This window comes from Streptomyces sp. NBC_00414, from assembly GCF_036038375.1.
Classification (GTDB): Bacteria; Actinomycetota; Actinomycetes; order Streptomycetales; family Streptomycetaceae; genus Streptomyces.
Window position 1 is genome coordinate 9487541 of the sequence record NZ_CP107935.1, and the last position, 12816, is coordinate 9500356.

At 69.2% G+C, this 12816-nt stretch carries 12 protein-coding genes; 3 read left to right on the forward strand and 9 right to left on the reverse strand.

Going from position 1 to position 12816, the window contains the following annotated elements; all coding sequences use genetic code 11:
• Position 1 precedes the first annotated feature (1 nt).
• Positions 2–970, reverse strand: coding sequence for an SGNH/GDSL hydrolase family protein (locus OHS59_RS40730; RefSeq protein WP_328498355.1), 969 nt, complete (start codon positions 968–970; stop codon positions 2–4).
• A gap of 96 nt (positions 971–1066) precedes the next feature.
• A complete protein-coding gene (locus OHS59_RS40735) occupies positions 1067–2503 on the reverse strand; it encodes a pyridoxal phosphate-dependent decarboxylase family protein (protein ID WP_328498356.1) in 1437 nt (478 codons plus the stop codon).
• 211 nt (positions 2504–2714) lie between these two features.
• Between OHS59_RS40735 and OHS59_RS40740 the strand changes: the two genes are divergently transcribed.
• Positions 2715–3410, forward strand: coding sequence for a L,D-transpeptidase family protein (locus OHS59_RS40740; RefSeq protein WP_328498357.1), 696 nt, complete (start codon positions 2715–2717; stop codon positions 3408–3410).
• 48 nt (positions 3411–3458) lie between these two features.
• Here OHS59_RS40740 and OHS59_RS40745 read toward each other — a convergent pair whose 3' ends face one another.
• The 4 genes from OHS59_RS40745 to OHS59_RS40760 all read right to left on the reverse strand — a co-directional run bounded on the left by OHS59_RS40745 (position 3459) and on the right by OHS59_RS40760 (position 8008).
• The gene (locus OHS59_RS40745; RefSeq protein WP_328498358.1) at positions 3459–4661 is read right to left on the reverse strand and encodes a Gfo/Idh/MocA family protein; all 1203 of its coding nucleotides are present in this window, start codon (positions 4659–4661) and stop codon (positions 3459–3461) included.
• Between the two features lie 74 nt (positions 4662–4735).
• Positions 4736–6085, reverse strand: coding sequence for an ABC transporter substrate-binding protein (locus OHS59_RS40750; protein WP_328498359.1), 1350 nt, complete (start codon positions 6083–6085; stop codon positions 4736–4738).
• Between the two features lie 10 nt (positions 6086–6095).
• Positions 6096–7019 (reverse strand): carbohydrate ABC transporter permease, encoded by a 924-nt coding sequence (locus OHS59_RS40755; protein ID WP_328498360.1) that lies wholly within the window; start codon positions 7017–7019, stop codon positions 6096–6098.
• A 17-nt stretch (positions 7020–7036) separates the two neighbouring features.
• Positions 7037–8008, reverse strand: a complete 972-nt coding sequence (locus OHS59_RS40760; RefSeq protein WP_328498361.1) for a carbohydrate ABC transporter permease — start codon at positions 8006–8008, stop codon at positions 7037–7039.
• Between the two features lie 161 nt (positions 8009–8169).
• On the opposite strand from OHS59_RS40760, the gene OHS59_RS40765 reads away from it, so the two are divergent.
• Both OHS59_RS40765 and OHS59_RS40770 read left to right on the forward strand, forming a co-directional pair.
• The gene (locus OHS59_RS40765; protein WP_328498362.1) at positions 8170–9342 is read left to right on the forward strand and encodes an ROK family transcriptional regulator; all 1173 of its coding nucleotides are present in this window, start codon (positions 8170–8172) and stop codon (positions 9340–9342) included.
• 106 nt (positions 9343–9448) lie between these two features.
• On the forward strand, positions 9449–9661 hold the full coding sequence (locus OHS59_RS40770) for a hypothetical protein (RefSeq protein ID WP_328498363.1): 213 nt from the start codon (positions 9449–9451) through the stop codon (positions 9659–9661).
• A 96-nt stretch (positions 9662–9757) separates the two neighbouring features.
• Here OHS59_RS40770 and OHS59_RS40775 read toward each other — a convergent pair whose 3' ends face one another.
• From OHS59_RS40775 to OHS59_RS40785, 3 genes are read right to left on the reverse strand one after another with little or no spacing between them, the layout of a single operon-like run.
• On the reverse strand, positions 9758–10585 hold the full coding sequence (locus OHS59_RS40775) for a carbohydrate ABC transporter permease (RefSeq protein WP_328498364.1): 828 nt from the start codon (positions 10583–10585) through the stop codon (positions 9758–9760).
• Positions 10582–11475, reverse strand: a complete 894-nt coding sequence (locus OHS59_RS40780; RefSeq protein WP_328498365.1) for a carbohydrate ABC transporter permease — start codon at positions 11473–11475, stop codon at positions 10582–10584. The genes OHS59_RS40775 and OHS59_RS40780 overlap by 4 nt, the downstream gene beginning before the upstream one ends.
• Positions 11465–12811, reverse strand: coding sequence for an ABC transporter substrate-binding protein (locus tag OHS59_RS40785; RefSeq protein WP_328498366.1), 1347 nt, complete (start codon positions 12809–12811; stop codon positions 11465–11467). Before OHS59_RS40785 ends, OHS59_RS40780 begins: the two co-directional genes overlap by 11 nt.
• Positions 12812–12816: the final 5 nt, after the last annotated feature.

Sequence of the window (12816 nt, forward strand, 5' to 3'; positions counted from 1 at the left end):
TTCAGTCCGCCGCCGAGAGCACGGCGCCGGTGATCGCCCGGGTGATGCGCAGGATGCCGGGGGAGCGGACCGGGCAGGGCTTCGGTGTCGAGGTGGTCGGAGCCAGACAGAAGTGCAGGTAGTCGTCGTCGCGGTGCAGGGCCGTGCGGCCACTGCTCGGCTGCGTGCAGTACGGCCCGTGCTCGCGTTCGTACGCGGTGCACGGCAGGTACTGCGTCCAGGTGTAGCGGGCGGAGGGCGCGCTCACCGCCTTGCCGGCGTCCGCGAGCAGGTCCCCGGAGGCGGTGGCCTGCTTCTCGTAGACGGCGTTGACGCGGCGGACGCGGTCGGGAGTCATCGGGTCCGGCCCTTGCAGCACCCAGACGACCTTCGCCCCGCTCGCGGCGCCCTCGATCTGGTCCGTGAGCCGCCCGGCGTCCGCGGTGTAGCGCGCGAAGTACTCGGCCCGCTTCTTGTCGTACGTGATGCCGTCCATGCAGGGCGTGTAGCCCCAGGCGTTGCCCCAGAACTGGAGCACCACGAAGTCCGGCCGCAGCCGGCGCACCAGGGCGGCGGCCTTGTCCTTCGGCGGGACCAGGGAGTCCTGGCCGGTGCCCTCCAGGTAGTCGCACAGAGTGGTGCCGGAGTAGGGGGCGCTGGTGTAGCGCGCCCTCGCCTCGTCCCGCAGGAGTCCGCCGAGGACCTTCTGGTTCTCCATGGCGAGGGAGTCACCGAGGTACAGGACGGTGGGGCGGGGGCGCCCGGCGGTCGCCGCACCCTTGGAAGCGGGCTCCGACGCGGCCCCCGTCCCGGCGCCGGACGCGGACCCGGCACTCGCTCCGGGGGAGGCGGGCGGGCGCTGATGCGTGGTCGAGCCGGTCGCGGGGGACGAAGGCGTGGACGCCGCCTCGGGGTCGGACGAGGGATCCCCGCACGCGGTGAGCAGCAGCAGAAGTCCCGCCAGTAATCCGACGATCCACGGCCTGCTCATACGGCAACTCCCGCCCCAGCCACCGAAAACGGCCCCCAGACAAGCACAGCGGGCCGAAAGGGGGAAGGGTCCCGGGGCGGAGGAGCACGCAGGGTCCTACGAGCCGTCGCCGGTCCCCTCCGGCGGCGGCAGGGCCCCGACCGCCCGTGTCACCGCGTCGAGCACCCGGTCCGTGTCGGCCTCGGACGTCCGCCAGTTGCTGAACGCGGCCCGCAGCGCGTGCCTCCCCTCGTGGAACGTCGGGGTCAGGAAGGCCTCGCCGGACTCCGCGACCGCACGGCCCAGCGCCTGCACCCGTTCCTGGGAGGCGGACCCGGCGAGCGTGAAGCAGACGACGTTCAGCCGGACCGGCGCCAGCAGCCGCAGCCCCGGTACGGCCGCGATCCCCTCGCCGAGCCGCCGGGCCTGGGCCACGTTCCGCTCGACGATCTCGCGATGCCCCTCGCGGCCGTACGCGGTGAGCGAGAACCAGGCCGGCAGCGCGCGCAGCTGCCGTGAGTTCTCGGGCGTGAGATGCACGAAGTCGGGCTCGCCGGTGAGCAGACCGAGGTACGGCGACGCGTTGTGGAAGACCCGCACCTGGAGATCCTGGTGGCGGGTGAACTGCACGGCCGCGTCGTAGGGGACGTTGAGCCACTTGTGCAGATCGACGCAGACCGAGTCGGCGGCGTCGATGCCGTCGGTCAGGTGCGCGTATTCGGGGGACAGCGCGGCGAAACCGCCGAAGGCGGCGTCCACGTGCAGCCAGAAGTCGTACCGCTCCTTCAGCTCCGCGATCGCCCGCAGATCGTCGAAGTCGACCGTGTTCACCGTCCCCGCGTTGGCCACGACCACGGCAGGGCGCCCGTCCAGCGCTTCCAGTGCCTCGGCCAGCCGCGCCACGTCGACGGCCTCCCGGCCGCCGGGCAGCACCGGCACCGTACGCAGGCGGTCGCGGCCGATGCCGAGGACGGACAGGGCCTTGGGAATGCTGGAGTGCGGGCTGCCGGAGAGCACGTCGACCGGGCCGAGCGCGGCGGCGCCCGCCTCGGCCACCCGCACCCCCAGCCGATCGCCCAGCCACTCGCGCGCCAGGGCCAGCCCGACGGTGTTCGACATGGTCGCGCCCGTCACGAAGGCGCCGCTGTGTGCCTCGCCGAGGCCGAACAGTTCCCGCAGCCAGCCCAGTGTCTCCCGCTCCAGGGCTGCCGCCGACGAACCGTCGCCACCGGCGGCGTTCTGGTCGTAGGCGCTGGTCAGCCAGTCCCCGGCGACCGCGGCCGGAGTCGCGCCGCCGGTGACGAAGCCGAGATAGCGGGGACCCGCGGTGGCGGCGAAGCCGGGCGCCCACCGCTCGGCGAACCGGGCGAGGGCGCCCTGCGCGCCGGAGCCCTCGGCCGGAAGTGGCTGTGCGTCCGGCGCCTTGCCCTGCTGGACCGCGGACTGGACCACGGGCCGGGCCTCGACTTCCGACACTTCGCGGGCGGCGAAGTCACGGGCGGACTGGAGGAGTTCGGGGAGCCGGGAGAGATCGCCGGCGAGTGCGGGATGCATGGCCGCAGCGTAGGCGGGCAGCCTGACGGAATCAGGGGCCAATCGCGGGGAACTGGCCCCGTTCCCACCTCGAGAACCGCTCGCGTGCGGAATGACCTGGTTCAAGATCATGTCACCGTTTCGTTCCAGCCGGGCCGGCACCACAACCGATGTCCCGCTGTGCGTGTCTAGCTGGCAGAGATCGACCGGATCGAAGAGGAAAGGCCTGACCATGGGGGACACGCGCAGACGGACAGCCGTCGCACTGGGGATCACCGGACTGGTGGTGCCGCTGACCGTCGCACTGGGCGCGGCGCCCGCGCAGGCGGCGAGCTGCACCACTTCGACCGGCCCGTATCAGAAGCAGGTGGAGAAGTTCCTCGGCCGGCCGGTCGACGGCAGGCAGTCCGCCGCCGACTGCAAGGCGACCAAGGCCTTCCAGACCAAGCACGGCATCACCCCGAACATCGGCTACGCGGGATCCGTCACCTGGGGCGTGATGGACCTGATGACCAAGCAGAAAGCCGTCGGGAACAAACCCAACAAAGACGGCAAATGTCCGGTCAACAAGGGGCGCATCGCCTGTGTGAACCTGACGCTCCAGCTCAGCTGGATCCAGGACGGCAACACCCTCGTGTACGGACCGGTGCCGGTGCGCACGGGGCGCAACGGCTACGAGACCCGCACCGGCCTGAAGAAGATCTACTGGCGGCACATCGACCACGTCTCGTCGATCTACGACGTGCCGATGCCCTACAGCCAGTTCTTCGACGGCGGCCAGGCCTTCCACTCGGTCGGTGTCAGCATGTGGAACCCGCCCGGCTCGCACGGCTGCGTCAACATGACGAAGACGACCGCCAAGAAGTACTGGTCGCTGCTGAAGAAGAACGACGACGTCTACGTGTACGGCCGCAAGCCCGGCACCTGACCGGGCCGGTCCGGCCGTTCCCGGGAACCGCCGGACCGTACAGAAACGTCACGCCTGAGGCGCGTCCCCGAAGTCCGGGATCTCCAGCCGTGCCCCGCCCTGCCGCGCGGAATCGTGCGCGACGATGCCCGGCAGGGTGTACCGGGCGGCCACCCACGCGTTCACCGTCGGCAGCGTGCGGGTGTTGACGGCGGTCACGAAGTCGTCCACCAGGAAGTGGTGGCTGCCCTCGTGGCCGTTGTGCAGGTTCTCGAACTCCTTCGGCAGCCGCGACCGGTCGTGCACGGGGGCCGACCCGGAGGTGAAGGCGGCCCGCAGCTCCGGCGCGATGTGCTGCAGGGAGGGGTCGTCGGGGGACATGGTGGGCTTGGGCTCAAGGAGTTCGCTGATGTCCTTGACCCCCTTCTTGTCCTGCCAGAAGGCCACCGTGGCGAGCTGCTCCATGCTGGCCTCCGTTCCGAAGAACCGGAAACGCGACTCCCGGATGTGCGAGGGATAGCCCACCCGCCGGAACTCGTTGGTACGGAACGAGCCGCCGCCCGCGACCTCGAAGAGCGCGGTGGCGTTCGAGAAGTCGTTGCCGAACTGGCTGACGTCCTCGTCGAAGACCCCGTCCCCGCGGTCGTCCTGTACGCCGATCGCGGACACGCTCACCGCGTGCGTCTGCCAGGCCCCGAGGACGCCGCCCACCGAGTGGGTGGGGTAGAGCAGCGGAGGATAGCTGGCGGTCGCCTTCCAGTTCTCGCCGCCGCTGTACTGGTAGGCCTCGTAGAACCCGAGGTCCATGTCGTGCACGTAGTCGCCCTCGGCGTAGAAGAGCCGGCCGAAGGAGCCGTCCGCGATCTGGTTGCGGGCGTGGACGGTCGCCGGGTTGTACTGGCTGGTCTCACCCATCATGTAGGTGAGCCCGGTGGCCCGTACCGTGTCGATGATCGACGCGATCTCCTCGTGGGTGATCGCCATCGGCACCGCCGAGTAGACGTGCTTGCCTGCGTTCAGCCCCTGGACCACCAGCGGGCCGTGGGTCCAGCGCTGGGTGAAGATCGCGACGGCGTCGACCGCCTCCGACTCCAGCATCGCCTGGTACGAGGGGAAGGTTCCCGCCAGCCCTTCGGCGGCGGCCAGTTGCTCCGCCCGCTCGGGCAGGAGATCGGTGACGTAGACCTCACCGACACCCGGGTGGGCAAGAAACAGCTTCGCGAACTGGCCGGAGAACTGGCCGGCGCCGACGATGCCGAGGGAGAACGTCATGGAGTGTGTGCCTTTCACTGTCCGAGTCACGGTCCGGTTCATCGGCCGGATCACCGGCTGGTCAACCGGCCGATTCACTGGCCGAGGATGAAGTTGATCTGGTCGTTGGTCTTGGTCAGGCCCTTCACCGGGGCGTTGTTGGCGAAGACGTCCTGCATCGCGGGACGCATCAGGGCGTACACGTCCGCCGCGTAGTCGGTGACCGGGAAGGAGAAGGTGGTGAAGTCCTTCTCGTCCGTGACCGGTCCGGTGAAGGCGGACACGTCGATGTCCTTCTTCCTGTACGCCGCCACCGCCGTCCTGGTCCCGTCCAGGGTCGCGGGGAAGACGATGCCGTAGCCGCCGACGGTCTTCTGGCACTCGTCGGAGGCCAGGTAGCGCACCCACTTCTTCGCGCCCGCCTTGTTGGGGGCGTTCCTGGTGACGGAGTCGGCGAGGCCGTTCATCATGGTGGCCCGCTTGCCGGTCGGACCGGCCGGGGTGACGGCCGTACCGACGTCGAGGCCCTTGGTGCCGTAGTACGTGGAGATCATCCAGGCGCCGTCGAGGGCGGTCGCCGCCCGGCCGGAGGCGACCTGGGCGTTGGGCGGGTTGGCGCCGTCGGTGTAGTCGGTGAACGGTGCGAGGTAGCCCTTCTTCGCGAGGCCGAAGTACCAGTCGATCGCCGACTGGAAGGTCTTGCTGTCGTACTGGTACTCGGTGCCCCAGCGTGCCTTGTCCGTGTACTTCCAGCCCGCCGAGGCGGCGAACGGGCTCCAGGTGGTCTGTCCGTCGCTGTCGCCGGCGCCGCCCGTGGCGAGGCCGTACACCTTGACGTTGTTCTTGTCGAAGCCCTTCTCGTCGCCGCGCTTCCCGTTCTCGTCGACGGTCAGGTGCGCGATGGCCTTCTCGAAGGTGCCGCCGTCCTCGGGGTTCCAGGCGAGGCCGTTGAGCTCGTCCGCGGCCAGCCCGGCCTTCTCGGTCAGCTTCTTGTTGTAGAAGAGGGCGACGGTGTCCCAGTCCTTGGGGGCGCCGTAGCGGTGGCCGTCCTGGCCGGTCCAGTTGGCGGCGAGGCCCGGCTGGTAGGCGGAGTCGTCGATGTCCAGGTCGTCGAGCGGTTCGAGCACGTTCAGGTCGGCGAACTGCCCGAACTTCTGGATGTGGTCGGTGAACACGTCGGGTTCGGTGCCCGCGATGAAGCTCGCGGTGAGCTTGGTCCAGTAGTCGGCCCAGCCCATCTGGGTGATCTTCACCTTCAGTCCCGGGTTCCGGCTCTCGAAGCCCTTGGCGCAGGCCTCGTAGGCGGGCAGCTGGTTGGCGTCCCAGAGCCAGTACGTCACCGTGTCCTTGCCCGCTCCGGCGGCCCCGCCCTTCGCGCAGCCCGTCGTCAGGGACAACGCCAGCACACCGGTCAGTGCCACGACCGTACGCGTACGAATTCGCATGCCCATTCCCTTACTTGATGCCGGTGAAGCTGATGGTGCTGACGATGCGGCGCGCGAAGAAGCCGAAGAGTACGAGCATCGGGAGCGCGGCGATGAGCGTGGCCGCCATCAGGCCGGACCAGTCGTAACCGGTCTGCGGCGTCTGCGCCCGGAAGATGGCCAGTGCCACGGTGAGCACGCGCGAGCTGTCGCTGTAGGAGACCATCAGCGGCCAGAAGTAGTCGTTCCAGGAGGTGATGTACGTCAGCACGCCCAGGGTGAGGACGGGCGAGGACGCCATCGGCAGCATGACGCGGAAGAAGATGCGGATCTTCCCGGCCCCGTCGAGGAGCGCCGCCTCCTCGACCTCCCGGGGCACGTTCATGAAGAACTGGCGCATGAAGAACACCGCGAACGGGGTCATGAACATCGTCGGCAGGGAGATGCCCAGCAGGGTGTCGACCAGGCCGAGTTCCTTGATGAGGACGAAGTTCGGCAGCAGGGTGAAGATCGTGGGGACCATCAGCCCGGCCAGGAACAGCCCGAACACCTTGTCCCGGCCGCGCCACCGCAGCCGGGCAAAGGCGTACGCGGCCATGGCGGAGAAGAGGATCTGGAAGACCGTGATCAGGGTGGAGACGATCACCGAGTTGACCAGATAGCGCCAGAACTTCAGCCCGCCGCCCGAACCGCCTTCGGCGATCGCCTCCTTGGTGGACTGCAGGCCCAGCGCCCGCTCGAAACCGCCGGTCGTCAGGTCCACGGGCAGGAGATCACCGGGGTGGGCCGCGAGCGCCGTGTTCGAGGACAGCGCGGTGCGCAGGATCCAATAGAAGGGCAGCAGGGTGATGAGCACCATCGCGCCCATCACCGTCCAGGCCACGACCTTCCCGAGGGAGAGCTTTCGGCGCGGTGCGGGCCGTACCTTCGTCGTCGTTGCCGTCACGGCAGTCATGTCGGTCGCTCCCTTCGTCAGCCGAGGTCGGTCTGACCGGCTCGGGTGAGCCGGTACTGGAGGATGGTGATCGCGCTGAGCACGACCAGCAGCGCCACGGACATCGCCGAGGCGTAGCCGAACTGGAAGCGGCCGAACGCCGAGCCGTAGATGTAGAACTGGAGCACGTTGGTGGCGTTCGCGGGACCGCCGTTGGTCGTCACCGCCACGGTGTCGAAGACCTGGAACGAGCCGATCACGGTCATGATCAGCACCACCGCCAGTACCGGTCGCAGCAGCGGCATGGTGATGCGCCAGAACATCCGCCACTCGCTCGCGCCGTCGACCTTCGCCGCCTCGTACATGTCGCCGGGGATGGCCTGCAGCCCGGCGAAGAGCAGCAGGGCGGTGTAGCCGACGTGCCGCCAGACGTTGATCAGCGCGATCGTCGGGATCGCCCAGGTCTCGTCCGCCAGGAACGGGATGCGGTCGAATCCCAGGCCCGCGATGATCTCGTTGCCGATGCCGAGCTGGGTGTCGAGCATCCACAGCCAGACGATGCCCGCGACGACGTTCGACATCAGGTACGGAGTCAGCACGATGCCCCGCAGCACCGCCGACTGTGTGAGGCGCTGCAGAAGGACGGCGATGGCCAGCGCCGAGACCGTCTGCAGACCGATGTTGATGAACACGTACTCGACGGTCACCTTCATCGAGTCCCAGAAGATGGGGTCGTTGACCATGCGGGTGTAGTTGTCGAGGCCCACCCACTCGGGCGGGGTCAGCAGGTTGTAGCGGGTGAAGCTCAGATAGATGCCGCGCAGTGTCGGCCACAGAAGGAAGACCAGGAAACCCAGCATGGCCGGCGCGATGAACAGAGCCGCGAGGGCCCCGTCACCGCGGCCGCCACCGTCACGTTCTCGCTTCCTGCCGGGTTTCGGCTTCGAAGCTGTGCCCTCGACGTCGCGCGGTGACAGACGCGACGGTGGGCTGCTGGAGGCGACGGTCATCGGGAGACTCCCTCGTCTGCGGCTCGTCCTCGGGCCACTTACTTTCGAGCCGAAAGAATCAAGCCGTCAAGAGGTGTGCGGGTTTCTTTTATTCTGGGTTTACGCGGCCTAGGATGGCACCATTACTTCAGCATCGAAAGAAATCTTGTGGGGGGTCGGTCATGACCGCACGTGCTGCCAGTTGGCTGCCGCTCAGTCCCGGTGAGCGCTCCGTGGCGATCGAGGTGCTCACGCGCGGCCCGCTGTCGCGCAGCGACATCGCCCGTCGGCTCGACCTGTCCGCGGGCAGCCTGACCCGGCTCACGAAGCCGCTCATCGAGTCGGGCCTGCTGGTCGAGGTCGCCGAGGGCAGCGCGCCCCCCGAGGTCGAGGTGCGTCAGGGACGCCCGTCCCAGCCCCTCGACATCGTCGCCGAGTCCCGGACCTTCGTCGGCTTCAAGATCACCGAGGACATGGTCTACGGGGTCGTCACTACCCTCAGGAGCGACATCGTCGCCCGCCACGACCTGCCCCTGTACAGCCATGATCCGCAGCACGTCGTGGAGGTGCTGCGGGCGGTCACGGAGGAGTTCGCCCGGGACTTCCCCGGTCTGGCCGGGATCGGCATCGGACTGGGCGGCCGGGCCTCGGACCGCTCCGTCGTCGACGAGTCGGCCTTCCTCGGCTGGCGCGACGTCCCCCTGGCGCGGCTCCTCCAGGAGCGCACCGGGCTCCCCGTCGTCGTCGAGAACGACGTGAACGCGCTCGTCGAGGCCGAGAGCTGGTTCGGCGCGGGCCGCGGCCTCGACCGGTTCGCGGTGCTCACCATCGGAGCGGGCCTCGGCTACGGCCTGGTCAGCGGCGGCAAGCGGGTGGTGACCGCCGAGGACGGGCGCGGCGTCGGCCGCTTCTGGATGGTCAACCCGTACGGCCCGCTCACACCCGAGGGTGAACGCGGCAGCGCCATCTCCCTGCTGACCATCCCGAGCATCCGCTACCAGGTCCGCGCCGCCACCGGCCGGGACGTCTCGTACGACGAGATCCTCGCACTGGCCGCCGAGGGCGAGCCCATGGCCGCCCGGGTCGTCGACGAGGCGGCGCGCGCCCTGGGCACCCTCGTCGCGCAGATCGCCAACTTCGCCATGCCCGAGAAGATCCTCCTCGCCGGGGAGGGCGTCGGCCTGGTCGACGTGGCCGGACCGGTGGTCCAGCAGGCCGTCCTCGCCAACCGCCATCCGCAGGCCGATCCGGTCAACCTGGAGACCAAGGTCTCCGACTTCCACGACTGGGCACGGGGCGGAGCCGTACTGGCCATCCAGACGCTGGTCCTGGGCTCCGGATCAGGCCCGGCCTGACGCCATCGCCCGATCTTGCGGCCGGGCGCCGTGGCCCTTGTCACAGGCGCCCGGAGGCGGTAAGGATCACAGTCGCCACTCACATGGTCTTCACGCAGAGCCCCGTATGATTCACGGTATGTCCACCACTCACCGTCGTGCGCCGGGAGCCACGCAAAGATCAGCCGCCGAGGTCAACGAAGAGATCCGGGCCCTGTGGCTCCGGGCCGGCGGGACGCTGAGCGGTGAGCAGCGGCGGGAGTACCAACGACTGGTCCTGGAATGGGCGGTCGCCGCCCCCCGGCCCGACGCGCACGCGGACTCGTCGCAGGCCGCCTGACCGTCCGGTCCGCCTTCGAACCCCTGTCGGTATCCCCCTTCGAGCCCCGTCGGCGCCCGTTTCGGACCCCCGTGCCTGACGCCCCGTCAACAGCGGTCAGCCCTTCATCGCCCCCTGGAGCAGTCCCGCGATGAAGCTGCGCTGGAAGACGACGAAGAGGATCAGGATCGGCAGCATCACGATGATCGTTCCCGCCGCCAGTGTGGGGATGTCCGTGCTGTTCTGACCGACGAAGAACCCGAGACCCGCGGGCGCCGTGTGCTTGGTGGTGTCCTGGATGAGGACCAGCACCAGCAGGAACTGGTTCCACGACCACATGAAGACGAGCAGCCCGAGCGTCATCAGGGACGGCCGGGCCAGCGGCAGCAGGATCCGCACCAGGATCGTCGCCGACGAGGCCCCGTCGATCCGCGCCGCCTCCACCAGCGACGTGGGCGTCGACAGGAAGTGCGTGCGCATCCAGAACACGCTGAACGGCATGAACAGCGCGATCTCCACCAGGATCACGCCCAGGTACGAGTTGGTCAGCCCCAGAGCGCGCAGGTCGAAGTAGAGGGGCACCACGATCAGCTCCACCGGGATCGTGAGGCCGGCGATGAAGAACGCCGCCACGGCGTTGCCGCCGGGCAGTTTCATCGTGCCCAGCGCGTACCCCGCCAGCGCGGCGAGGACCAGACAGGCGGGCACGACCCCGACCGCGATGACGAGGCTGTGCCGGATGAGGTCGGAGAACCCCGCCACCGACCACGCCGTCTCGTAGTTGTCCCAGTTCCACCGCTCCGGCCAGCTCAGGCCCACCACCGGGGTCCCCGCGGGCTGCAGCGAGGCGAGGAAGACACTGAGGAACGGGATCACGACGGCGATCGCCATGACGGTGAGGAGCGCGTAGCCGGACCAGCGTTCCGAGCGCGCGACGGTGTTCATGTCCGATCCCTCGACAGACGGTTGATGAGGTAGACGATCGCGAGTATCAGGACGCCCAGGACGACGGCCAGGGCCGCGGCGAGCCCCACCTTGCCCTCGGAGAACGCCAGCCGGTACACGAGCAGGCCGGGAACCGTCGTCTGCTCGCCCGGACCGCCGTTCGTCGTCACGTACACGATGTCGAAGCTGGCCAGCGCGGCCACCGTCGTGACGGTCATGGCGACGGCGAGTTCACCCCGCAGATGCGGCAGCGTCACCGACACGAACTCGCGGACCGGGCCCGCGCCGTCGATCCGGGCCGCCTCGTACAGGCTGGGCTCCACCTTCTGCACGCCGCTGAGGAAGAGCATCATGCACAGACCGCTCAGCACCCAGGTGCCGACGAGTCCCACGGCGATCAGCGCGGCGTCGAAATCGCCCAGCCACGCCCGGGCCACGCTGTCCAGGCCCACCGCGCGCAGTGTCTGGTTGACCACCCCGTCGTCCCCGTACAGCCAGCGCCAGGTCACGCCGACCGCGACGAGCGGCACGACCTGCGGCAGCATGAACAGGAAGCGGTACGCCCCCATGCCGGGCCGCCGGTAGCGGGCCAGCAGACCGGCCGACAGCAGCCCGAGCACGATGGGCACGAGGGAGAAGAACACCACCAGCACCAGGGCGTTGAACACCGACCGGCGCAGGATCGAGTCCTGGAAGATCTCCGCGTAGTTGCCGAGCCCGACCCACTCGCCGAGCGTGACGCCGTCCCACTCGAACAGCGACAGATACGCCGTGTGCAGGGCGGGCAGCACCGCGAAGGCGAAGTACACGGCGAAGGCGGGCAGGACGTACACGTACCCGCGCCACCGCCTGCGGGCCTCCCCGCTGCGGACCGGCGGCCTACTCCCCATGATGGTCCTCCCACTCGTCCTGAAGAGAGTCGAGGTAGTCCGCGGGCTCGACGCGGTCCGCGATGAGCTTCTGGACGCCGGAGCGCAGCCGGTCGAGCATCGCGGGCGCGGCGAAGTCGGGGAACGTGGTGATGCCGTCGTCGGCCACGGCCCGCCGGTGGCCCGCCGCGATGTCCGCGAGCACGCCCGTCGGCTTCTTCACGGCGTCCGGGTTGGGCGGCATGAAGCCGTTGTCGCTGATGATCTGGCCGGCCTCGGGAGAGGTCAGGAAGTCGAGGAACGCGCCTGCGGCCTCGGGGTGTTCGGTCTTGGCCGACACGGCGTAGGAGACGCTGAACCCCGAGGCCACCGTGGGAGAGCCGGCCTGTTCGCCGGGCATCGGGAAGAACCCGACGTCGTCCCCCATGACGGTGGCCAGCTGCCCGGCCGCCCAGTTGCCGTTGATCAGGAAGACGCTGTCGCCCTTGGTGAACTGGGCGGTCGAGTCGACCTGCGCGGTGCCGTTCGCGGACTCGTTGTAGTAGCCCTTGCGGCCCCACTCGATCATGTCCTCGCTGGCCTCGACCGCGGCCGGATTCTCTATCGTGGCGCCCTTCTTGCCGTTCACCCAGTCCCAGTACTCGTCCGTGGGCATCAGCTGGTTGAGCAGGGCGGCCCACAGGTGCAGACCGCCGGAGTCGAGCGCGCCGACCCCGAGCGGGGTCAGGTCCGCGTCCTTGGCCGCGGCGAGCTGCTTCCCGAACTCGTCCAGGGTCCTGGGCGGGGCGTCGATACCGGCCTTCGCGGCGAGTTTCTTGTTGTAGTAGATGCCCGTCATCGACAGCCCGGCCGGCACCCCGAACAGGGCGCGCCCGCCGGTGGCCTCGCTCGTCTGCCCGGCCGTGAGCTGGTCGAGGCTGACCGGCGGAATGGCCTTGTCCCAGCCGTACGCCTCCCGGTAGGGCGCCAGGTCCAGGATGTGGCCGTCCGCCGCGAGATCGGTCATACCGACCGCGTACTGCGCGATGTCGGGAGCGGTGTCCGAGGTCATCGTCAGCTTGAGGTTCTGGACGTAGTCCGAGAACGTCTTGTACTGCGGCTCCACGTCGATGCCGGGGTGGTCCTTCTCGAACGCGGCGATCAGCGCGTCGACCATCAACGGGGCGTCGGCGAACTGGAGATGCAGCGTGATGTCCCCGTCCGGCACGGCCGTCGAGGACGGCACGCTCGTGGGGCCCGGCACCGCCGTCGCGCTGCCCGGGGTGAGGGCGTCGCACGCGGCGAGCGGCAGCACGAGGGCGGCGGCGCAGACCGTCGCGGCGATGCGGCGGCGCACCCGGTGTGTGCGGTCCATCATCGGCC

Coding starts and splice junctions, on each gene's coding strand:
- OHS59_RS40730 (WP_328498355.1), bottom strand. CDS start 970: ATGAGCAGGCCGTGGATCGTCGGATTACTGGCGGGACTTCTGCTGCTG.
- OHS59_RS40735 (WP_328498356.1), bottom strand. CDS start 2,503: ATGCATCCCGCACTCGCCGGCGATCTCTCCCGGCTCCCCGAACTCCTC.
- OHS59_RS40740 (WP_328498357.1), top strand. CDS start 2,715: ATGGGGGACACGCGCAGACGGACAGCCGTCGCACTGGGGATCACCGGA.
- OHS59_RS40745 (WP_328498358.1), bottom strand. CDS start 4,661: ATGACGTTCTCCCTCGGCATCGTCGGCGCCGGCCAGTTCTCCGGCCAG.
- OHS59_RS40750 (WP_328498359.1), bottom strand. CDS start 6,085: ATGCGAATTCGTACGCGTACGGTCGTGGCACTGACCGGTGTGCTGGCG.
- OHS59_RS40755 (WP_328498360.1), bottom strand. CDS start 7,019: ATGACTGCCGTGACGGCAACGACGACGAAGGTACGGCCCGCACCGCGC.
- OHS59_RS40760 (WP_328498361.1), bottom strand. CDS start 8,008: ATGACCGTCGCCTCCAGCAGCCCACCGTCGCGTCTGTCACCGCGCGAC.
- OHS59_RS40765 (WP_328498362.1), top strand. CDS start 8,170: ATGACCGCACGTGCTGCCAGTTGGCTGCCGCTCAGTCCCGGTGAGCGC.
- OHS59_RS40770 (WP_328498363.1), top strand. CDS start 9,449: ATGATTCACGGTATGTCCACCACTCACCGTCGTGCGCCGGGAGCCACG.
- OHS59_RS40775 (WP_328498364.1), bottom strand. CDS start 10,585: ATGAACACCGTCGCGCGCTCGGAACGCTGGTCCGGCTACGCGCTCCTC.
- OHS59_RS40780 (WP_328498365.1), bottom strand. CDS start 11,475: ATGGGGAGTAGGCCGCCGGTCCGCAGCGGGGAGGCCCGCAGGCGGTGG.
- OHS59_RS40785 (WP_328498366.1), bottom strand. CDS start 12,811: ATGATGGACCGCACACACCGGGTGCGCCGCCGCATCGCCGCGACGGTC.